Source organism: Longimicrobiaceae bacterium (genome assembly GCA_036375715.1).
In the GTDB taxonomy this organism is placed as follows: Bacteria; Gemmatimonadota; Gemmatimonadetes; order Longimicrobiales; family Longimicrobiaceae; genus DASVBS01.
The window spans coordinates 17,648-38,077 of the sequence record DASVBS010000042.1 but is presented as its reverse complement, the minus strand read 5'-3'; the positions used below and the strand labels follow the sequence as shown (position 1 = coordinate 38,077).

Annotated in this window: 22 protein-coding genes; 9 read left to right on the top strand and 13 right to left on the bottom strand. The window is 66.6% G+C overall.

What is annotated here, in order from left to right:
• The 7 genes from VF167_08410 to map form a co-directional block, all read left to right on the top strand.
• The coding region (locus tag VF167_08410) for an efflux RND transporter periplasmic adaptor subunit (GenBank protein HEX6925439.1) at positions 1–569 on the top strand (569 nt) is incomplete at its 5' end.
• Positions 566–1,276, top strand: a complete 711-nt coding sequence (locus tag VF167_08405; GenBank protein ID HEX6925438.1) for an ABC transporter ATP-binding protein — start codon at positions 566–568, stop codon at positions 1,274–1,276. The genes VF167_08410 and VF167_08405, both read left to right, overlap by 4 nt.
• Positions 1,273–2,427, top strand: a complete 1,155-nt coding sequence (locus VF167_08400) for an FtsX-like permease family protein (protein ID HEX6925437.1) — start codon at positions 1,273–1,275, stop codon at positions 2,425–2,427. The genes VF167_08405 and VF167_08400 overlap by 4 nt, the downstream gene beginning before the upstream one ends.
• On the top strand, positions 2,424–3,566 hold the full coding sequence (locus tag VF167_08395) for an ABC transporter permease (GenBank protein HEX6925436.1): 1,143 nt from the start codon (positions 2,424–2,426) through the stop codon (positions 3,564–3,566). Before VF167_08400 ends, VF167_08395 begins: the two co-directional genes overlap by 4 nt.
• Before the next feature lie 231 nt (positions 3,567–3,797).
• On the top strand, positions 3,798–4,289 hold the full coding sequence (locus tag VF167_08390; GenBank protein HEX6925435.1) for an Hsp20/alpha crystallin family protein: 492 nt from the start codon (positions 3,798–3,800) through the stop codon (positions 4,287–4,289).
• Positions 4,290–4,469: 180 nt separating this feature from the next.
• A complete protein-coding gene (locus VF167_08385; GenBank protein HEX6925434.1) occupies positions 4,470–4,856 on the top strand; it encodes a pyrimidine dimer DNA glycosylase/endonuclease V in 387 nt (128 codons plus the stop codon).
• Between the two features lie 251 nt (positions 4,857–5,107).
• Positions 5,108–5,851, top strand: coding sequence for a type I methionyl aminopeptidase (gene map, locus VF167_08380; protein HEX6925433.1), 744 nt, complete (start codon positions 5,108–5,110; stop codon positions 5,849–5,851).
• Here map and VF167_08375 read toward each other — a convergent pair.
• From VF167_08375 to VF167_08330, 10 genes are all read right to left on the bottom strand, one after another.
• On the bottom strand, positions 5,814–7,010 hold the full coding sequence (locus VF167_08375) for an AI-2E family transporter (GenBank protein HEX6925432.1): 1,197 nt from the start codon (positions 7,008–7,010) through the stop codon (positions 5,814–5,816). The genes map and VF167_08375 overlap by 38 nt on opposite strands.
• A gap of 182 nt (positions 7,011–7,192) precedes the next feature.
• Positions 7,193–7,525: a cupin domain-containing protein gene (locus tag VF167_08370; protein HEX6925431.1), complete on the bottom strand. Its 333-nt coding sequence runs from the start codon at positions 7,523–7,525 to the stop codon at positions 7,193–7,195.
• Positions 7,526–7,529: 4 nt separating this feature from the next.
• Positions 7,530–7,946, bottom strand: a complete 417-nt coding sequence (locus tag VF167_08365; protein HEX6925430.1) for a c-type cytochrome — start codon at positions 7,944–7,946, stop codon at positions 7,530–7,532.
• Positions 7,943–8,332 carry a hypothetical protein gene (locus VF167_08360; GenBank protein HEX6925429.1) on the bottom strand — a complete coding sequence of 130 codons (390 nt, stop codon included), beginning with the start codon at positions 8,330–8,332 and terminating at the stop codon, positions 7,943–7,945. The genes VF167_08365 and VF167_08360 overlap by 4 nt, the downstream gene beginning before the upstream one ends.
• A gap of 9 nt (positions 8,333–8,341) precedes the next feature.
• Positions 8,342–8,950 carry a hypothetical protein gene (locus VF167_08355; protein ID HEX6925428.1) on the bottom strand — a complete coding sequence of 203 codons (609 nt, stop codon included), beginning with the start codon at positions 8,948–8,950 and terminating at the stop codon, positions 8,342–8,344.
• Entirely contained in the window at positions 8,947–10,872 is a 1,926-nt protein-coding gene (ctaD, locus tag VF167_08350) for a cytochrome c oxidase subunit I (protein ID HEX6925427.1), read from the bottom strand. Before ctaD ends, VF167_08355 begins: the two co-directional genes overlap by 4 nt.
• A 13-nt stretch (positions 10,873–10,885) precedes the next feature.
• A complete protein-coding gene (coxB, locus tag VF167_08345) occupies positions 10,886–11,824 on the bottom strand; it encodes a cytochrome c oxidase subunit II (GenBank protein HEX6925426.1) in 939 nt (312 codons plus the stop codon).
• A 242-nt stretch (positions 11,825–12,066) separates the two neighbouring features.
• Positions 12,067–12,624, bottom strand: a complete 558-nt coding sequence (locus tag VF167_08340) for a cytochrome c (GenBank protein ID HEX6925425.1) — start codon at positions 12,622–12,624, stop codon at positions 12,067–12,069.
• On the bottom strand, positions 12,621–13,505 hold the full coding sequence (locus tag VF167_08335; protein ID HEX6925424.1) for a substrate-binding domain-containing protein: 885 nt from the start codon (positions 13,503–13,505) through the stop codon (positions 12,621–12,623). Before VF167_08335 ends, VF167_08340 begins: the two co-directional genes overlap by 4 nt.
• Positions 13,502–15,346 carry a methanol/ethanol family PQQ-dependent dehydrogenase gene (locus tag VF167_08330; protein HEX6925423.1) on the bottom strand — a complete coding sequence of 615 codons (1,845 nt, stop codon included), beginning with the start codon at positions 15,344–15,346 and terminating at the stop codon, positions 13,502–13,504. The genes VF167_08335 and VF167_08330 overlap by 4 nt, the downstream gene beginning before the upstream one ends.
• Before the next feature lie 334 nt (positions 15,347–15,680).
• On the opposite strand from VF167_08330, the gene VF167_08325 reads away from it, so the two are divergent.
• Positions 15,681–16,244 (top strand): hypothetical protein, encoded by a 564-nt coding sequence (locus VF167_08325; protein HEX6925422.1) that lies wholly within the window; start codon positions 15,681–15,683, stop codon positions 16,242–16,244.
• Between the two features lie 21 nt (positions 16,245–16,265).
• On the opposite strand, the gene VF167_08320 is transcribed toward VF167_08325, so the two are convergent.
• The 3 genes from VF167_08320 to VF167_08310 form a co-directional block, all read right to left on the bottom strand.
• Positions 16,266–17,336: a TerC family protein gene (locus VF167_08320; protein HEX6925421.1), complete on the bottom strand. Its 1,071-nt coding sequence runs from the start codon at positions 17,334–17,336 to the stop codon at positions 16,266–16,268.
• Between the two features lie 509 nt (positions 17,337–17,845).
• A complete protein-coding gene (locus tag VF167_08315; protein HEX6925420.1) occupies positions 17,846–18,106 on the bottom strand; it encodes an ATP-binding protein in 261 nt (86 codons plus the stop codon).
• Positions 18,076–19,047, bottom strand: coding sequence for a CheR family methyltransferase (locus tag VF167_08310; GenBank protein HEX6925419.1), 972 nt, complete (start codon positions 19,045–19,047; stop codon positions 18,076–18,078). The genes VF167_08315 and VF167_08310 overlap by 31 nt, the downstream gene beginning before the upstream one ends.
• Before the next feature lie 199 nt (positions 19,048–19,246).
• On the opposite strand from VF167_08310, the gene VF167_08305 reads away from it, so the two are divergent.
• The gene (locus tag VF167_08305) at positions 19,247–20,215 is read left to right on the top strand and encodes a ring-cleaving dioxygenase (protein ID HEX6925418.1); all 969 of its coding nucleotides are present in this window, start codon (positions 19,247–19,249) and stop codon (positions 20,213–20,215) included.
• Positions 20,216–20,430 lie beyond the last annotated feature (215 nt).

The following is a 20,430-nucleotide window of genomic DNA, read 5'->3' as shown; positions in this document are numbered from 1 at the left end:
TCGCGCCCTCCGTGGGCGGTGGGCTCACCCGCGGGGCGGTCGTGACCATGGCCGACCTGTCGACCCTGGAGGTCGAGGTCGACGTCAACGAGGCGTACATCGGCGGCATTCAGCCATCCCAGCCGGCGGAGGTCGTGCTGGACGCTTATCCGAGCGAGCGATTCTCCGCCCATGTTCGCCAGATCCTGCCTACCGCGGACCGGCAGAAAGCGACCGTCCTGGTGCGCGTGGCAATCGACAGCGCCGACGCCCGGATCCTCCCCGAGATGGGGGCGCGCGTGGTCTTCCTTCAGAATCAGGACGCGGCGGATCAGGCGTCCATCCCGAGCCGTGTGGTCGTGCCTGCGGCCGCGGTGCGGAGCGTAGGAGAGACGTCGGTTGTGTATGTCGTCGAGGAGGGTCGGGTCCGCCGCCAGGTCGTGGAGGCGGGGCCGGTGAGCGGGGACGAGCGGGAGATCCGGTCGGGGCTGAAAGGGGGCGAACGCGTGGTCCTCGATCCCCCGGCAAACCTGGAAGACGGCGCGCAGGTGCGCGTCGTCGAAGCCAATGGCACCCGGGAGGGAGCATGACTCCTTTGGTAGAGGTTCGGCAGGTCAGCAAAACCTATCGTCGAGACACGGTGGTCGTGCCGGTGCTGGAGAACCTCGATCTCACCATCGCCGAGGGGGAGTTCCTCGCACTGATGGGTCCCTCCGGCAGCGGCAAGAGCACGCTCCTCAACCTGCTGGCCGGCCTCGACGTCCCGACCTCGGGGAGCATCATCGTCGCCGGTGAGGACATCACGCGGCTGAAGCCAAAGCAGCTTGCGGCGTGGAGAGCCCGCCACGTCGGCTTCATCTTCCAGCTCTACAACCTGATTCCGGTCCTCACCGCGCTGCAGAACGTGGAGCTGCCGCTGCTCCTCACTCCGCTCAACCGCAAGCAGCGGAAGGAGCAGGCGCAGCGTGCGCTGCGGATCGTGGGGCTGGAGGAGAGGATGAACCACTATCCTCGCCAGCTCTCGGGGGGACAGGAACAGCGCGTGGGGATCGCCCGCGCCATCGCCACCGACCCCACGCTCATCCTGGCGGACGAGCCGACCGGTGACCTCGATGCGCGCTCCGCGGCGGAGATCCTGGACCTGCTCGAACGGCTGAACGCCGAGTTCAAGAAGACGATCGTCATGGTCACGCACGATCCGCAGGCGGCCAAGCGGGCCGGGCGCACGCTGCACCTCGAGAAGGGGGCGCTGCTCGAGGCGGCGGGCGAGTCGGAAACGCCGCTCGTGGCCCGATGACCCGCGCGACCCTGGTAGGCGCCAACCTGCGCCGACGACTGCGCCGGACGATCCTCACCATCCTCGGCCTGGGGGTCGCCCTCTTCCTCTTCGTGACCCTGCAGACCGTGCTGCGGGCACTGCAGACGGCCGGCGAGGTCGGCAGCGAGTCCCGCCTGATCGTGGGAAGCAAGCTGGGCATCGTCTTCCCGCTGCCCCTTGCCTACGCAAGTCGGATCCAGTCCGTGGATGGGGTGCAGCAGATCAGCTACTCCTCCTGGTTCGGTGGAGTCTACCAGGATCCGCGGAATTTCTTCGCCAACTTCGCCGTGGATCCGGAGAGCTACCTGTCCCTCTATCCCGAGCTGGTAGTCTCGCCGGAACACCGCGAGGCCTTCCTGGCGGACCGCACCGGCGCGCTGGTGGGCGTGCGGCTGATGGAGCGCTTCGGCTGGCAGGTCGGACAGACCGTGACGCTGCAGGGGACGATCTATCCGGGCGAGCATCGCTTCACCATCCGCGGGGTGTACGAGGCGGGCCGCCGCGGCTTCGACGAGGGCACGTTCCTCTTCCACCACCGCTACCTCGAGGAGATCGCGCGGGCGCAGGGAGCGGAGGAGGGGTTCGTGGGCTGGTACGTCGTCGGGCTGACCGACCCGCAACTCGCACCGCAGGTGGCCTCCACCATCGACTCCTTCTACGAGAACTCGGCGGCGCCCACCCGTTCGCAGACGGAGAGGGCGTTCAACCTCTCCTTCGTGGGGCTGTACGGCAACATCGGCTTCTTCCTCAACGCCATCGGCACCGCCGTGGTCTTCGCCATCCTGCTGGTGGCGGCCAATACCATGGCCATGTCGGCGCGTGAGCGCTTCAACGAGATCGCCGTGCTGAAGTCGCTGGGGTTCACGGACGGGAGCGTAGCCGGAATGGTGGTGACGGAAGCGCTCGTGATCGCCCTGCTCGGGCTGCTGGTGGGTCTGGGAGGCGCGATGTGGGTCTTCAACGTGATGGGATTCGATGCGGGTGGGTTCCTCCCCGGCATTCGGGTTCGGCCGGAGACCATGGCACTCAGCGGGATCATCGCCATCCTGATCGGTCTGGTCAGCGGCCTGATTCCGGCCATCCAGTCCGCGCGCCTGCGCGTGGTCGATGCGCTGAGGTACGTCGCATGAAGATCCCCTTCATCTACAACGTGCGGAGCATGCTCAACCGGCCCGCCACGACGCTGGCCACCGCCATCGGCATCGCGCTGGTGGTGGTGACCTTCGTGGGCATGCTCGCGCTGGCGAACGGCTTCCGCTCGGCGATGATCTCCACCGGAAGCCCCGACAACGTGCTCATCCTGCGCGAAGGGGCGGACGCGGAGATCTCCAGCGGGATCGACCGGGAGACGGCTCAGATCCTGGCGGCCTTCCCTGACTTCACCTACTCCACCGCGGACGTCTTCGTGGTCCTCTCGAAGCCCCGGCTGAACGGCAGCGAGACCAACATGCCCGTCCGCGGCGTAGGCCCCGACGCGCCTCGGGTGCGGGAAGAGTTCCGCATCGTGGAGGGGCGGATGTTCGAGCCCGGACGCGCCGAGGTGGTCGTCGGCAGAGGCCTCGTCGGGCGCATGCAGAACGTCGAGATCGGCGACAAGCTGCGCTTCGGACAGCAGGACTTCACCGTGGTGGGCCACTTCGAGGCTGGCGGCGGCGCCTTCGAATCCGAGGTCTGGGGCGATGCCGAGACCTTGATGCCGGTCTTCCGCGGACCGGTCTACCAGTCGATGACGTTGAAGCTGGCCGACCCGGCCAGCTTCGAGACGGCGAAGGCTCGTATCGAAGGAGACCCCCGACTGCAGGTCCAGGTGAAGCGGGAATCGGAGTTCTACGCCGAACAGTCGGAGATGTTGAGCAACATTCTCCGCTTCATTGCCATCTTCGTCACCTCCATCATGTCGGTCGGCGCCGTCTTCGGCGCGATCAACACCATGGACGCGATGGTCGCGTCTCGCGGGCGCGAGATCGCGCTGCTGCAGACGCTGGGCTTCCGGCCCGGGAGCGTGTTGAGCTCCTTCATGATCGAGGCGATCCTGCTGGCGCTGGTGGGCGGCGTGTTGGGATGCCTGCTCTCCCTGCCTATCAACGGCATCCGGACCAGCACGACCAACTGGCAGACCTTCGGGGAGATGACCTTCGCCTTCCGCATCACTCCGCAGATCCTGCTGCTCGGCCTCGGCTTCGCCGTGCTGATGGGGATCGTAGGGGGGTTCCTGCCCGCGCGTAGAGCGTCCCGGCAGGTGGCGGCGGTGGGCCTCCGGCGAGAGTAAGTAGAGTCGGGTCGCGCAGGCGCGGAAGCGGATGCCCAGAGGGTCTGGGAAGCCCCTCGAGCCGGCGTCTGCAAAATAGGCTTATCTGATTGCAATTATGGCAGTTAAGACTGCCGCCAGCGGGCCAATTTCGGGTTGATCGATGGCATGGTGGTTGCGCCAGAAAGCCAGCGCTCGTAGGGGCTTCGGAGACGAGCCCGAGGATTGCTTTAGTTGTTCAAGGAGGTACCCATGGCAATCACTCCATACCGGCCGTCTGGCGATCTCTTTACCCAGTTCTTCGACGAGTTCTTCAGCCGCCCGTTCGGGGGCACGCGGGTATCCGATCTCCTGCGCGCTCCGGTGGCCGATGTGATCGAGACGGAGCGGGACATCCAGGTTCATCTCGAGATGCCGGGCATGAAGCCCGAGGACATCGACATAGGGCTGGAGAACAACATCCTCACCATCAGCGGTGAGAAGCGTCAGGACAGGGAGGAGAGCGACGAGAAGCATCGCTGGCACCTCTCGGAGCGCCGTTACGGCCAGTTCAGCCGCTCGTTCGTGCTGCCGCGCGATGTCGAGCAGGACAACATCGAAGCCACCTTCGAGAATGGCGTCCTTCGCGTCGTGATCCCCAAGAGCGAGCGGGCGCGTCGCCGCAAGATCGAGATTCGCGGCGGTTCTGATCGGCACGAAATGACGGAACGGCAGGAGATCGAGGCCGGGGTTGGAGCCGGCTGAGAACAAAGGGGCCGGAGGATCTCTCCGGCCCCTCCTCTTGGGGCCCTCCCGGGCCCTTTTTCTTTGCCCTCGATCCGACGCGGTTGGCGGAGTTGGAACCTTCGGCGTCCCCGGGACGACGGCGTCCAACTCTTCCTGCACCTGGCCGAGCGGCGTCGGCTTGGCGAGATAGGGGATGCAATGCGAATCTGGGACTTGCCGCCGGAGCAGCTGTGCCGGGCCCATCTGCTGGGTGAGCACCGCGAGCTGCACGGGCTCTGGAACATCCTGACGCAGGGGAAGCGCGGCTACAGCGCCCACCCGGAGACGCGCCGCTGGGAAGGCAAGCTCGCCGCGCTCTACGAGCGGCACGAAAGGCTGGTGGCCGAGCTCGAGCGCCGGGGTTATCGCCACGGCTCGCCGCTCGATGCGGCCCTGGCGAGCGGCAGCCGCGTTCAGGATCAGTTCATCGATTCGCCGGAGCGGCAACGCATCCTGCTTCACGGGAAGGGATGCGGCTGCTGCCGCGCACTTGAGGAAGGCGGGACAGGACCCGAAGGCCCGAGCTCGAATCAGCGGAGAGATTGACGCCCGGCTCGCCCGGGATCGATAGCGCCTCACCAGGGATCAGCGCGTCGCCCGGGCATCTGCGGCGCCTGACCTCAGGATGGGAGCGCCTCGACCGGGATGATCAGCACCGGTCGGCGACGCGAGGGGACGGCAAAACTCTGGATCTGAGTGCGCGAGCGGGCGTATCATTGCGCAATTCGCGTCCTTACCGTGCGCGCTGCCGAGTGCGCATCGCCGCAGGGCAAGGCCCACCAGCAGCGAAAGTCATCGTGTCGATCGACAACGAGCAGGATCTCGAAGGGATGCGCCGCGCCGGGCGGGTCGTCGCCACCACCATTCGCGCGATGCGCGAGGCCGTGCGGGAAGGGATCACCACCGAGGAGCTGGACGACGTGGCGGCCCGGGTTCTGCGCGAGCACGGGGCGCGCTCCGCTCCGAACCTGGTCTACGATTTCCCCGGGACCACCTGCATCAGCGTAAACGACGAGGCGGTGCATGGGGTGCCGGGGCCGCGTCGCCTGGAGAAGGGCGACCTCGTGACCCTCGACGTCACCGTCGAGCTCGATGGCTACTTCGCCGACGCCGCCGTCACGGTGGGGGTGCCGCCGGTGCCGGAGCTCGGGCAGCGCCTGATGAGCTGTGCCGAGGCGGCGTTCCACAGCGGTCTTCGGGCGGTGCGAGCCGGAGAGAGGCTCGCGGTGGTGGGAGGCAAGGTGGAGGCGGAGGTGGAGCGCCACGGATTCCACGTACTGCGCGATCTCTGCGGCCACGGCATCGGGCGCAGCATCCACGAGAGCCCAAGCGTGGCGAACTACTATGATCCGCGCGAGCGAACCCGCTTGACGGAAGGGTTGGTGATCGCCCTCGAGCCGATCATCTCGGCCGGGTCGCGCAAGACGCGGACGGCTGCCGACGGCTGGACTCTTTCCAGCACGGATGGGAGCCTCACCGCGCACTACGAGCACACGCTGGTGGTCACCCGTGGGCTTCCCCTCCTCCTGACGGCGGCGTAACCGGATGCGCTCGGGGTGGCATGTGCCGGACCGGCGTAAGCGGTGAGGTGCGCAACCTTGCCCGGAAGAAGTCGAAGAGCACGCGCAGGGCCGCCAGCACCGGAACGGCGAAGATCACCCCTGGAAGTCCGGCGAGGTCTCCCCCGGCAATTACTGCCAGCAGCACCAGTATGGGGTGCACTCGTACCGCCTGACTCTGGATCTGAGGCGTCAGCAGATTGCTCTCGAACTGCTGGATCGCGACGAAGAGAGCGGCCGTGAGGAGCGCGGTCGTGGGTGAGACCGAGAGCGCGAGCAGCACCGCGGGGATCGACCCGAGCCAGGCGCCCAGGTACGGTATGATCGCCGTCACCGCGACCCACGCCCCCAGCAGTACCGCGTAGGGCACCCCCAGCAGGTAGAGCGCCGCAGCCGAGAGTATCCCCTGGATCAGCAGCGAGATGCCGAGCCCGCCCAGGTAGCGCGACAGGGTGAAGCTGAAGGCGTTCCAGAGGTCGAGCGCGTCCCGCCGGTAGCGGTGGGGAGCGGCGCGCAGGAAAGTTGCCTGCAGACGACGCGCATCCAGCAGCAGGTACACGCTGATGAACACGATCCCGAAGAGCATGATCAGCGTGGTGAAGGCGCTGGAGAGCACGCCCCCCAGTCCCCCCAGGATCCGCCCGCCCACCGACTCGATGAACTGGAAGAACTCCCGCTCCAGGTTGGCGATGAACTCCCGGGGCGTGCCCGGCAGTAGCCCCCGCCGTTCGAACGGCTCGAGCAGGGAGGGGAGTCGCTCATCCAGCTCCTCGGCGATGCGCGGGAGCTGATCGACCAGCGCCCTCAGCTGGGTCGTGAGGATTGGCACGATCACCACCACCGCCAGCACCAATCCTCCGAGCGTCAGCACGAAGGACGTGAAGATGGCGAGCCCACGCGGCATTACGTAGGTGAGGAGCCGCACCGGGAAGGAGAGGACCAGTGCCAGCGCACCACCCCCGAGCATCAGCGTCACCAGGCTGGGGACCCGGTACAGCAGCAGGAGCAGCAGCCCCAATCCCACCAGCCACAGGACGTTTCGCGTCCGCGGAGATATGGGGATCGGCGTGGGCGTACCCGTGGGAGGCGGCGGCTGCAACAGGTCGGAGGCCCAGCGCCAGGAAAGGAGCCGTCGCGTCACGATCTCAGTCCCTCACCCATCGCCCGCTTCCCGGGCGTCCAGATGTGATCATGAAGGTGCCGATTCGCCCAAGCGCGGTAAGACGGGGTGCAAAAGATCGATCCGTTCGATGGCTGGACCTGAACCACCGACGCGCCGATGCGAAGTCCGTTCCCGCTTGTGACTGGCGGCATCCGTGATCGTCAGCCCGCCTCCCGATAGAAGACCGCCAGCCAGATCGTTTCCTGCTCCGGATCGGTCCACTCCACACGATGGCGCCGGTGGGCCGGGATGGTGACGTGGTCGCCCGGTCCCAGCTCCAGGTCCGCACCATCGTCGAAGCGGAGTCTCGCTCTCCCTGCGATCACGGCGACCCATTCGTGCTTCGCTTGGTCGTACCAGAACCCGTCGGGGCTTCGGTGCCCACGCGACACGATCCGTTCGACACGAACGTCTTCGCCGCGAGCGACGATGGTGACATGCTCCTCCGGCAGAGATGCAGGGATCTCGTGGTATAGATTGCCTTTGCTCGTCATCACCCTAATCCATCCCGTACAGGTAGGCAGCAATGTCGCGGGCTTCCTGCTCGCTGACGCCGACCCGCGGCATGGCGGTGAGCGAATCGACGGCGGGAGGGTCCACAATCCATCGTACCAAGTTGTTCGGCTCGTTGGGGAGTACCCCCGCGATGTACATCCGCTGAGAAAGGCCGGTCAGGGGCGGCCCGACCCGCGCGTCGGCGCCCGCGACTCCGGGCACCGTGTGGCAGGAGCCACAGCCGTAGTCGCGAATGAGGACGCGGCCGACCCGCGGGTCGCCCCCGGTCAGCGCAGCGGCTTCCTGCCAGCTCGTATCCGAGGCATCCAGACCGCACGCCGACACGCCTAGCAGGAGCACCCCTCCCAGCGCCAGATGGGTCGATCTCCGGGCCGCGACACCGCGCAACCCGCCGATCATATCCCCATACAGGGGTGAAGGACGAAGCTCGCCGTCCACTGCGCAATGATCACGAGCGAGAAGAACACGCCCGACATCACTCCGAGCGCGGCCATGAACCGGCTTCTCTCGATCCGCCCCGCTCTCTCGCCGGGCACGCCACCGCCCAGCCGACGCCACTGCCGGTAGGCGAGCCACGCACCCGCTCCCGCTGCGCCCAGCGTCACGAGGCTCACCAGGTGCAGCCAGGCGTTGTTTCCAGATTCGCACGCGACGATCACCAGCGTGTAGTCAAGCCCGAGGCCGGCGGCCCAGGCGAGTGGGCCCGCCAGCATTGCCGTCCACAGCCGGAGGATTCCCTCCGGCTCCGAATATTCTCGTCCGGGCCTGGTCGCCTGAACTTCCATGCGCGTCCTCTAGAGCAGGCGTGGACCCCAGAAAAGGATCAGGTAGATCGGGACATAGATGACGGACAGGTAATACTGGTAATCGGCCGCATCGGAGACGTCGGGAAAGTGCTTCCGCTGCGCATGCCCCAGCTGAAAGAGCACCGCGAAGGCGCCGGTCTCGAAGAGGTCTACGACCAGAAGAGTGGTGTGCAGGATCAGGAGGCCCCAGGCGGCCGAGCCGTACGCGTTGGAGTCCCAGCGCACGTTCAATCCGCGCAGCTCGAACACCCGGAGCACCGAGGAGACGGCCGACAGCGCCGTCGCGAGCCATAGCCAGCGGGCCACCGCGAGGCGATCGGAGTGGTGCGCCGCGTGGCTGGCCTTTGCCATCGGTACGATGGTGACCAAGAGAAGAAGGGTGTTGATCGTGGGGATCAGCAGCTCGGGAAGTCGAGTGTCGCCGGGCGGCCAGTCGAGCTCGTTCAGGCGCAGGTACAGGTAGCTCGCCATCATCAGGAAGAGGGTAAACCCTTCGACGACGATGAAGCCGACCGTTCCCCACCACACGAGGTTATGGTGACTGAAGGCATGCGTGGGCACGCCCGAGACGTCGTGGACTCTGCGCACCTCGCTCACGCAGCCACCTCCTCGATCGAGCGATCATCTGGTGGAATGGCCTGCGGCCATCCCCAACCGATCAGGGCCGGCAGCATCAGGGCGGGACCGATGACGAATGCCCAGGGAGTAAAGATCCCGCCGATGAAGGTGACTCCGACCGGGAGAGCGGAGAGCAGCGGCCAGATCGACGGGCCGGGGTTCTCGTGGCGTGAGTCCGGCTCCGCGTCGAGCACGGTGGTCACCAGGATCTCGCGTCGCTCGGCACTCAGCCCGGTGACTACCGGCCGTTCGGCGCTCCGCTCCCAGACGGGATAGAGCCCCTCCACTACCGGGAGGTGGGTGAAGTTGTACGGGGGTGGCGGCGATGAGGTTGCCCATTCGAGCGTGTGCGCATCCCACGGGTTCTCACCCGCGAGGCCCCCGCGCCGCAGAGACCACGCGATGTTGCCGAGGAAGACCACCACGCTGGCCGCGATCAGCATCGCGCCCGCCGTCGCCAGCAGGTTCAGATCACCCCAGCCGGTCTCCGGCAGATAGGTGTAGATCCGGCGAGTCATCCCCATCATCCCCAGGAAGTGCATGGGGAAGAAGGTGATGTTCACTCCCAGGAAGAAGAGCCAGAAGTTCCACTTCCCTGCCCTCTCCGAGAGCATGCGGCCGGTCACCTTCGGGAACCAGAAGTAGAAGGCGGCGAAGAGCGGGAAGACGAACGCTCCCACCTGCACGTAGTGGAGATGCGCGACGACGAAGTAGGTGTCGTGCACCTGCTGGTCGAAGGGGACCGACCCGACCATCACGCCGGTGATTCCTCCCAGCACGAACAGCGCGATGAACCCGAGGACGAAGAGCAGCGGCGTATCGAAGCGCGGCCGTCCCGCCCACAGCGTCGCAATCCAGCAGAACACTTGGACGCCGCTCGGTATGGCGATCATCAGGCTGGCCGCGGTGAAGAAGCTCTGGGAGAGCTGCGGCAGGCCGGTGGCGAACATGTGGTGCACCCACAGGCCGAAACTGATGAAGCCGGTGGCCACCAGCGCCAGCACCACCGCGGTGTGGCCAAACATCTTCCGCCTGGCGAAGACCGGGATGATTTCCGAGGCGAAGCCCGCCGCGGGCAGGAACATGATGTAGACCTCGGGATGCCCGAAGAACCAGAAGAGATGCTGCCAGAGGAAGGGATCGCCCCCTTCGGCCGGGTTGAAGAAGTGGGTTCCCACCAGCCGGTCGAAGGCCAGCATCTGGCTGGCGAGCGCCACCGAGGGCATTGCGAAGAGGACTACAAAGGAGGTCACCAGGATCGCCCAGACGTAAAGCGGCATCCGGTGGAGAGACATGCCGGGCGCGCGCTGCTTCAGGATGGTGACGATCAGCTCGATGCCGGCAATGATCGCCGCGATCTCGGTGAAGGTGACCGTCTGAGCCCAGACGTCCATGCGCTTTCCGGGCGAGTACTCCGGCCCCGCCAGCGGCACATAGCTGAACCAGCCGGAATCCGGACCCGTGTTGAGGATGAAGCCGCTGTAGAGAAAGAGCCCGCCGATCAGGTAGACCCAGTAGCCGAAGGCGTTCAAGCGGGGATAGGAGATGTTCCGCGTCCCCACCATCAGCGGGATCAGGTAGGTGGCGGAGGCGAGGACCACCGGCACGCCGAAGAGGAACATCATCGTCGTGCCGTGCATGGTGAAGATCTGGTTGTACTGATCGGGATCGAGTAGCCGGTTCTCGGGCCGGGCGAGCTGAAGGCGAATCGCGGACGCTTCGAGTCCTCCGAGCAGGAAGAAGAGGAAGGCGGTAGCGACGTATCGCTTGCCGACCGATTTGTGGTCGACCGAGGTCAGCCACCCCCGGAAGCCGGGGCACGGTTGCCAGGTCCGCTCCAGCTTCTCCCGCTCCCCCGGGTCGAGGGGTTGTTCGGTCAGCGCGTCTTCGATGGTGACCACCGCCCGCTCCGCTTCAGTTCAGGCTCTGCAGGTAGGCCAGCAGCGCGCGCAACTCGTTGGCGGCTAGCTGGTTGGGCGGCATGAGCACGCCGGGCTTGATCGATTGCGGGTCGAGCACCCAGCCCGCCAGGTGACCGCGGGTGTTCGGGAGTGTGCCTGCGGCGATCGTACCGCGGCTCGCGAGATGGGTGAGGTCCGGTCCCACGCGGCTTCCCGCCGCGCTGCCGCGCACGGTGTGGCAGAGGACGCAGCCCCGGGAGAGGAACACCTGCTGCCCCTGCTGCTCGAGCGTGGTGGCGGGCGCTCTGCCCGGGCGCAACTGACCCTCGTACCAGGCCGCAAACCTCCCCGGAGATTCGGCGATCACCCGAAAATCCATGCGAGCGTGCTGCAGCCCGCAGAACTCGGCGCAGCGGCCGTGATAGACCCCGGGCCGATCCGCACGTAGTACAGTCGAGGCCCGGTAGCCGGGCGTGAGGTCGAGCTTGCCGTGAAGGTTGGGGACCCAGAAGGAGTGGATGACGTCACGGGAGGAGACCTCGACCCTGACCTGGCGTCCTACCGGGATGTGGATCTCGTTGGCGGTCACGACCCGCCGCGAAGGCTCGGGATCCGCGTACTCGATCTCCCACCACCACTGGTGACCGGTGACGCGGATGGTGAGCGCGCCAGGCTGGGCGAACTCGGCCGTGGCCCGACCAACCGCCAGGTTCGCCACCAACAGTCCGAGGAGGAGGACGGTGGTCACGACGATCGCGCCGGCGACCCACTGTGTGAGGCCGTGCTCCACCGCAGGACCTCCCACGCTCTCCACTCTGCGGCCTCCCTGCCAGAGAGCGTAGAGCAGGAAGCCGATCACCACCGCGTACACTACCGACCCGAGGGTGATGAAGAGCAGACCGAGGTCCCAGATGCGATCGGCCTGGGGCCCGGCAGGGTCGGCGGCGCTCATCGGCGAGTCGCAGGCGCAGAGCAGGCAGAGTCCGACGCTCGCGAGCCGGAGTGACCATGGAATGCAGGCACTGCGTCGCGGCCGCGTTCGCCGATGGTCGGGAGGGTTAGACGCCGGAGACGCGAGCACACCCTGGCGGCGTCGTGCCTGCCAGCGGCGATATTCCGTCCAGTGGCCGGATGAGGTCGGCGCTTGTCGCCTGAGCGTTCCGCGCGCTTCCCCACCCGCAGGTGGGTTCGGGATCACAGAGCACCCCGCGGCATCGGGTCGGGCTCCGGCCCGACCTCGTCCATCGCATCGGCGCGGGCGGGCCAGGTATCCTTGGCCGTCAGGCCTCCGAGCGTGCGCACGTAGGCGACCAGTTGCCAGACCTGGGCGTTCCCGATCCGACCGCGGAAGGAGGGCATCCCGTTTGGCCGACCCTCCACCACGGTGGCAAAGATGTTCTCGGGGTCGCTCCCGTAGATCCATTCGGGATCGTTGAGCGGCGGCCCCATCCCACCCCCGCCTCCCGCGGAGTGGCAGCCGGCACAGTTGAATTGCGTGAACAGGATCTGCCCCTGCGAGACGGCCCAACGGTTCTCCTGGTATGCCCCTGCGGTTGGGTCGGCCGTCGGCGGCCCGGCCTGCAGCTCACCCGTCTGCACTGCCGGAAAAGCGGTCGCTCCCGGAGGCACCTCACGGTAGACCCTACGCTCGCGCTCACACGCCGCGAGCACGCCAAGAAGGAGAAGGGCTACCGCCCCTGAGCGCGCCCTGCCGGCGCCCCCGCCGCCTCCACAATCGGCGACGGAGCTCATGGGGTGGTGCCTCCCGAGGCGATGGTGCCCCGCCAGCCTCGGTCGAGTCGGGGAACGCCGTACGCTGTGAGAATCGAATCCACCTCCGTTGAGCGACGGTGAAGGATCGACTCGACCTCCACCTTCAGAAGAGGATCGCTGCGGTTCACCCCCATCGCGATGTCGAAGACGAAAGGGAGGTAAGGCGGATCGATTTGCGGCGCGACGGGCACTACCTCGAGCGGGGCAGCTGCGCGCGGCGCGAAATAGCCGGCGAGGGGGCCCCACACGATCGCGACGTCGATCTCTCCGGCTGCGACCGCGTCGATGATCCGCGCGGGAGGATCTGGGAGCGCGTAATCGCCGTAGACGGTATAGCCGACCACGTTGCCGACGATCCCGCGCTTGCCCAGGGCGTGGGCGGGCGGGGCATTCGCCCCGTCGTCACCGATCAGATGCACCCCGATCCTCACATCCCGCAAAATGGGATCGTCGAAGGAGCGGACGGCAAAGCCGGCGTCGGATCGGTAGACGAAGACGTAAGTGGAGCGGTAGTACGGCTCGGTGGCGAGCGCCAGCTCGAAGCTGCTGGGGATCCCCATCACCAGATCGCATTCGCCGGCGCGCAACGTGTTGCGGATGAAGCCCCTGCGTTGCGCCCACCACGTGTAGCGCAGCTCGGCGCCCATCTCGCGTGCCAGGAGCTCCGCGAGGCGGTTCTCGAAACCCTCGCCCCGCTGGTTCGAGAACGGAAGGTTGTTGGGGTCCGCACAAACCCGCAGCGTCCGCGAGGGCTCCGCCCTCGAGCCCGCACAAGCCCCAGCCGCGAGCAGCAAGGCGAGGACGAGCCCCGGCTTCGATGGGCTCTGGCATCCGCGGCGGAGGAGCGGGGGGCGGTTCACGGCAGGGAGAAGACGTAGAGGGTTCCCCCGCGCTGCGTATGCTGGGGGAGGTCGCCCATCGCGCCCACGAACCCGAGCGCCGCGGTGGAGTCTTCGGGGCTGAGCCCCGCGGCGACGATCGCGCCGGACCAGCCGCCGACCCCCGAGAGGATCGCCACGAACTGCTTGCCGTCGGGTCCGAGATAGGAGATCGGCTGACCGATGATCCCCGATTCGGTCTTGAAGCTCCAGAGGAGGTCGCCGGAGAGCGCATCGACGGCCTTGAACCAGCCGTCCATAGTACCGTAGAAGACGAGATCGCCGGCCGTCGCCAACGCACCGCTCCATGTGGGAAAGTGCTCGCGGATCTTCCAGACCGGCCTCCGCGCGACCGGATCCCAGGCGGTGAACTCGCCCCGATGCCCTCCGGGTCCGGGCTTCATGATCACGTTGGCGCCGACGTATGGGGTGCCGGCGATGTAGTTCGCCTCGACGCTCTGCACATCCATGCAGAGATTGTTGTGCGGGATGTAGAGCAGACCGGTGCGCGGCGAGAAGGCGGAGGGTTGCCAATCCTTCGCACCCGGCGACGCGGGGCAGATGTCGTAAACGACCTTTCCGAGAACTGGCTCCTTTTGGGGGTTGGGGATGTACTCGCCGGTGACCGAATCCACCCCGAGCGACGAGTTGATGTGGACAAAGGGGTCCGCGGAGATCAGCTCGCCCGTCGCCCGGTCGAGCACGTAGATGTAGCCGTTGCGCTCGGGTCGAACGATGACGCGGCGGGGAGCGCCACCGATCGTCAGGTCGAGTAGGATATTCTCGTTGACGGCGTCGTAGTCGTGCAGGTCGTGCGGGGTGAACTGATAGAACCAGCGCGCCGCCCCGGTGTCCGGGTCGCGGGCGAAGATTCCAGCCGTCCACTTATTGGCTCCCGGGCGTTGGTCGGGGTTCCATGGTCCGGGGTTGCCGGTTCCGTAATAGACGAGGTCGAGCTCGGAGTCGTAGGAGATCCACCCCCAGACCGTTCCCCCGCCCTGTCGCCAGGCATCGGGCGGCCAGGTGGTGACACCGAGGTCCTCCCCGCGATCCTGGGCGTAGTAGGGCTGGAACTCCGGGCCGATCAGCGCGTCCTCGTCCGGTCCTGTACTGTACGCCCGCCACACCACCTCACCCGTTTGCGCGTCGAGGGCGGTGAGCCAGCCGCGCACGCCCATCTCTCCACCGCTGTTGCCGACCAGGACCTTTCCCTTCACCACCAGCGGCGCCATGGTGATGGTCTCGCCGACGTTGATGCTGCCCAGGCGCGTCCTCCACACCTCCTGTCCCGTCGTCGCGTCGACGGCTACCGTCTGATTGTCCAGGGTGTTGAAGAACACCTTCGTGTCGAAATACGCTGCGCCCCGATTCACCACGTCGCAGCACGCCACCCCCTGAGCAGCGCGCTGCAGGGGAGGTCGATATCTCCACAACACGCGCCCTGCTTGATTCAGGTCTATGGCGTACAGGTAGTTCGGGAAGGGAGTGACGAGGTACATCGTGCTGCCGACCACGATAGGTGCCGCCTCGTGGCCGCGGAGCACTCCGGTCGAGAACGTCCAGGCCGGACGCAGGGAGGCGACGTTCTCGCGATTGATCTGGTCGAGAGGAGCGAAGCGGGTGCTGGCGTAGTCACGGGCGGGGACGCGCCACTCGCCGGGGGGCGTGGAATCCAGGGGAACGGAAGCCGGGCTGGCGGAGGGATTCCGCGTCGCCGCGGCCCGCTGCGCTGGTGCCTCCGGCCCGCCCTCTCCGCACCCGAGGGAGAGGACGAAAGCGCAGAGACAGAGGATCCTGGGATTGATCGTAGCGCTCCGGGGCATGAGCGTCGCCGCGGCGGCACCAGCCGGTATTGCGCGGCTGCTCGCGGTTAGCCGACCGGTCGGGCGACGTGCGGCGGGCAGGTCCATGCCGGCGTCGCTGACGGCGTATGAGGATCAGCAGCAAACATGCCCACGGTCCCCACCTTGCGCAGGATCGGATGCCCGACGCTGCTCGGGGGGGGGCGAAAGCCCGGGAGCGTCGGAACTACGAATTACGAATTACATCCTATCATCCTGAGGGTGTAGGGTCGGCGAAGCTAATTCAAAATTCAGAATTCAGAATTGAACGATCGTAATTCGTAATTCGTAATTCCTAGAATAAGGCAGAGTTCGCGTGCACACGCTTTCGAGTGTCTTCTGCCTGGCGATCGCCGCGGCGCTGGCGGGGTGCGGCGAGCAGAACCGGATCGCCTCGGACTTCACCCCCGCGGCGGACCGCGTCGCCACCTCGGCGGACGATTCGGGCACCTCGATCTCTCCGGCAGTGGCCCTGCCGGCGACCGTACCCAGTGCGAAGCCTCCCGCCTCGCCCGGAGCTTCTACTCTGGCCGCCGAGCTGGAGACTTCCTTCAGGTCCTTCCCTGGCTACATCCTTGCCGGCACGGCGCGCCTGCGACCCGAGGGGCGGCAGACCCTGGTGACGGTCACCCTCACCGGCGGGGTCTCCCAGAGGAACTACGTGGGCGCCCTTCAGCTCGGTAGGTGCGATCGTCCCGGACCGGCGCTGCACCAACTGGTGGAAGTGAGCGCCGACACCACGGGGATCGGGCGGGCAGTCTCCTCCGTGCCGATCCGCTTCGACAGCCTGGTCGCGCTGTCAACCGTGCTCGTCTACGGCACCGGAGGCCGCTCAGAGACCTGCGCAGGCGTCGGAGGCGGAGCCGTCCGTGCCCCTTGAGAGGTCTTCCGGCCACCAACCCTATGCCGGTTCGTCCCCGCCTTTGTCCACTACCTCGACCGGCGCGGCCACCGGTTCCGCCTCCGGAGGTGAATCCACCGACGCGCTGGCGCCCGGCTTCGGTCCTCGAGGCGAATCCAGGGGATCGCCGTGCACCGGCGCCGACTCGTGCGGACCGCGCGGGAACATCAGCGAGGCCACCACCGAGATCGAGAGCACCGTCGCGATCACGCCAAGCGAGATGCCGATCGGCACCGGGAACACGTCGACCAGCAGCATCTTCGTCCCCACGAACCCGAGCACCACGGCCAGCCCCAACTGCAGGTAGTGGAAGCGGTGGATGACCCCGGCCAGCAGAAAGTAGAGGGCCCTCAACCCCAGGATGGCGAAGACGTTGCTGGTGTAGACGATGAAGGGATCGGTGGTGATGGCGAACACCGCCGGGATGGAGTCCACCGCGAAGATCAGATCAGTCGTCTCCACCAGCAGGAGGACGACGAAGAGCGGCGTCGCCACCCGCCGCAACCGCCCTCCGACCCGTTCCCGCACGAAGAAGCTCTGGCCGTGGTAGACCCGGGTGATCGGTAGGAAGCGTCGCACGAGGCGTAGTACGGGGTTGCTCTCCGGCTCCACCGCGTGATCCCGCTGCAGGGCCATCCGCACGCCCGTGATCACCAGGAAGGCCCCGAAGATGTAGATGATCCAGTGGAAGCGGTGGATCAGCGCCGCGCCCGCTCCGATCATCGTCCCCCGCATCACCAGCGCCCCCAGGATCCCCCAGAAGAGGACGCGATGCTGGTACTTCAGCGGGACGTTGAAGTAGCTGAAGATGAGGACGAAGACGAAGATGTTGTCGACGGAGAGCGCCTTCTCGATGAGGTAGCCGGTGAGGAACTCCAGCCCTACCTCCGCTCCCATGAAGCGGTAAACCCCATAGTTGAAGATCAGAGCGAGGGCCACCCAGAAGGCCGTCCAGCCAGCCGCTTCCCGGGTTCTCACCTCGTGGGCGTGGCGGTGAAACACGAACAGGTCCAGCGCCAGCATCGCCAGCACGAAGGCGTTGAACGCCACCCACAGCCAGAGCTCGTCCACGAAGTATTCCTTTGGCGTCTGGTTCGTCGCGCCCGGGACTCAACGCAAGAAGGGCGAGCCCCCGCGCGTACCGAGCCAGCTCGGTCCATGCGAAGGTCTCGCCCGATCTGATCAGATCTGCCGAACCGTGCGCCCGCGGACGCAGTCTTGACGATCCGGCATCGCGGGATGTCTCTCCCGCGTGGCTACTCCCCTTCAGTGCGGCCTGAATCTACCCGCCTGAGGCAACTCGCTCAAGCACGTGCCTCTCAGTTGATCTCTCTGTGCAAGGGCCGCGCCGCAACCCAGCCCCGCCGCGACGGATCCAATCGGTGGCGGTGGCTCCGTCCATCCCCGACATGGGAAGTTCCATCACCACCACGTCCGGCTTGCGCTCCCTGACGCGAGCCACCGCCTCCAGGCCGTTGCTGCCTACCCGACCACCGAGAGGCCCGTACAGCCATCCACCAGCGCCCGGAGCCCCTCGCGCACCAGCTTGTGATCGTCTGCCAACACCACCGTTACCACCCTCATTCCTTCGATCCGGTAGCGGGAAGGCGAATGTACAGAGTGGTCCCCTGCCCCGGGGACGACTCGATCTCCAGCTCCCCTCCGAGCAGGGCCACCCGCTCACGCATGCCGCGCAGGCCCAGCCGCTTCGCCTTCTCCGGCGAGGCCAGCGTCAGCTCGACGTCGAAGCGCGCGCCGTTGTCCTCGACGATGGCCTGCACGTGGCGATCGCGTTTCTCGAGAACGACGCTCACGCTCGTCGCGTCGGCGTGCTTCGCCACGTTGGTGAGCGCTTCCTGCACCACCCGGTAGAGCGTCGTCTCCACACGTACGCCCAGCCCGATGTGTCGGCGCTGCGCATCCAGATCACGTTGGTCGAGGCCTCACCGAAGAGCCGGAAGCGCTCCTCGCTCTCCCGCAGCGCCTCCTCTGCCTGCTTTCGGGAGGTGATGTCGACAAAGGTGATCACCACGCCCTCGATGCGGTCGGACGAGCTCCGGTAGGGCCGTACTCCGGTCAGGTACCACGGCCGGCGCTCGTCGCTCGCGGCGCCGACATTCCGCTTTGGGTAGATGCAGTGCCGCTTGCTCTCGGATCGGAAGAGGTCCGAGCCCTCCACGGACTCGGAACTACCGAAGACGAGCAGCCCCTCGGGACGCAGGGCGCAGTGAAACAGCTCGAGGACGTCACGCTGAGCGTCGCGCTGGAGGTAGATGAGGAGGTTCCGGCAACTGATCAGGTCGAGGCGCGAGAAGGGCGGATCGGTCAGGAGATCATGCGGGGCGAAGGTCACCCGTTCGCGCACCTCCTTCCGTACGCGGTAGCCGCCGTCCTCGCGGACGAAGAAGCGTCGCAGTCGCTCCGGACTCACCTCCGCCTCGATGTCACCAGGATAGAAGCCCTGGCGGGCCCGCTCGATGGATCTCTCGTGCAGATCGGAGGCGAATACCTGGATCTGGGGGGCTGGCTCGAGGCGCATGGTCGCCTCCAGCAGGACGATCGCGAGCGAATACGCCTCCTCTCCGGTCGCACACCCGACGCACCAGGCTCTCACTCCCTCCTTCCCGGTCCGCGCCCGCAGCAACGGCGGCAGCGGCAAGCACCTGGGGCGAGAAGGCGTGGCCGACGCGACAACGATAGCGGACCGTGCCCTCGCCCTCGACCTCGCGCAGAGCGCCCGCAGGCCCCCACCGCCCGCAGCCCGTCGCGACAGCGCGTCCACACCGCCCAGGGACGCTCCGACCACCAGGACATCTCGTCTACTTCATCTGACTTCATCCCTGGTCCCTCTGGCGGCGCGCATGAGACGCGGTTGCGCGTGCAAGAACGATGAAGTGGGCGCTACGCGCGACCCGGAATGACCTGTGCAGCGCGGTGCGTACAGTGCGCATGTGCTCCCACCACGAATACCAGGAGGCAGCATGGCCGAGTCTGCACCGGCTCCGATTGCAGGCATCCATCACATCACCGCCATCTGCGGCGATCCGCAACGGAATGTGGACTTCTACTCGGGGGTTCTGGGTCTGCGGCTGGTGAAGAAGACGGTCAACTTCGACGACCCGGGCACCTATCACCTCTATTATGGCGACGCCCTGGGCTCCCCCGGGACAATTATGACCTTCTTCGCCTGGATCCTTCCCCCGGGGGTGACCGCCCGCGCACGTCAGGGCGCCGGCCAGATCACCGCCACGCCCTTCCACATTCCGCGAGACTCTCTCGACTACTGGATCGATCGGCTTGCCTCCGCGGCCGTCGACTTCGAGGGGCCGCATGCCCGCTTCGACGAGCAGGTGCTCGCGCTGCGCGACCCCGACGGACTGCCACTGGAGCTCGTCGCCCGAGCGGGTGGGGCGACGCCCGCGCCCTGGCCCGAGGGACCGATACCCGTCGAGCACGCGATCCGGGGCTTCGCCGGGGCTACCCTGTGCAGCGACGGCTATGAGCGGACAGCCGCGCTGCTGGAAGGACCCTTGGGCTTCCGCAGCATCGGGCGGGAGGGCACGCGCTTCCGCTTTCAGGTGGGAGAAGGTGACGAGGCAGCCCTGATCGACCTGCACTGCCAGCCCGAGGGTGAACCGGGGCGCATGGGGATCGGCGCCGTGCACCACATCGCCTGGCGGGTACGATCGGACAACGACCAGGTCCTCTGGAGAGAGGTGCTGGTGGAGGCCGGGTTGGACGTGACGCCCGTGCTCGACCGGCAGTACTTCAGATCCATCTACTTCCGGGAGCCGGGTGGCGTGCTCTTCGAGATCGCTACCGACCCGCCGGGCTTCACCTTCGATGAATCACCCGCGGAGCTAGGGAGCCAGCTCAAGCTGCCGCCGTGGCTGGAGCCGCGGCGCGAGCGGCTGATGGCGATCCTGCCGCCCCTGCGGAGCGCTCGATAACTAGGAATTAAAAATTAGAAATTACGAATTACGAATTACGAATTACAAATTTTGAATTTTGAATTGCATGGTTGCGTCCTGAGTGACAGCGAAGGATCGCGGGCAGGCACGGCGTGAGCTCGTGATACTCAACTCCGCCTCTGCGTGACTCCGCTTCAGGATGACAGGGGTCGGGTTGTCGTTCGTAATTCGTAATTCGTAATTCGTAATCCCCC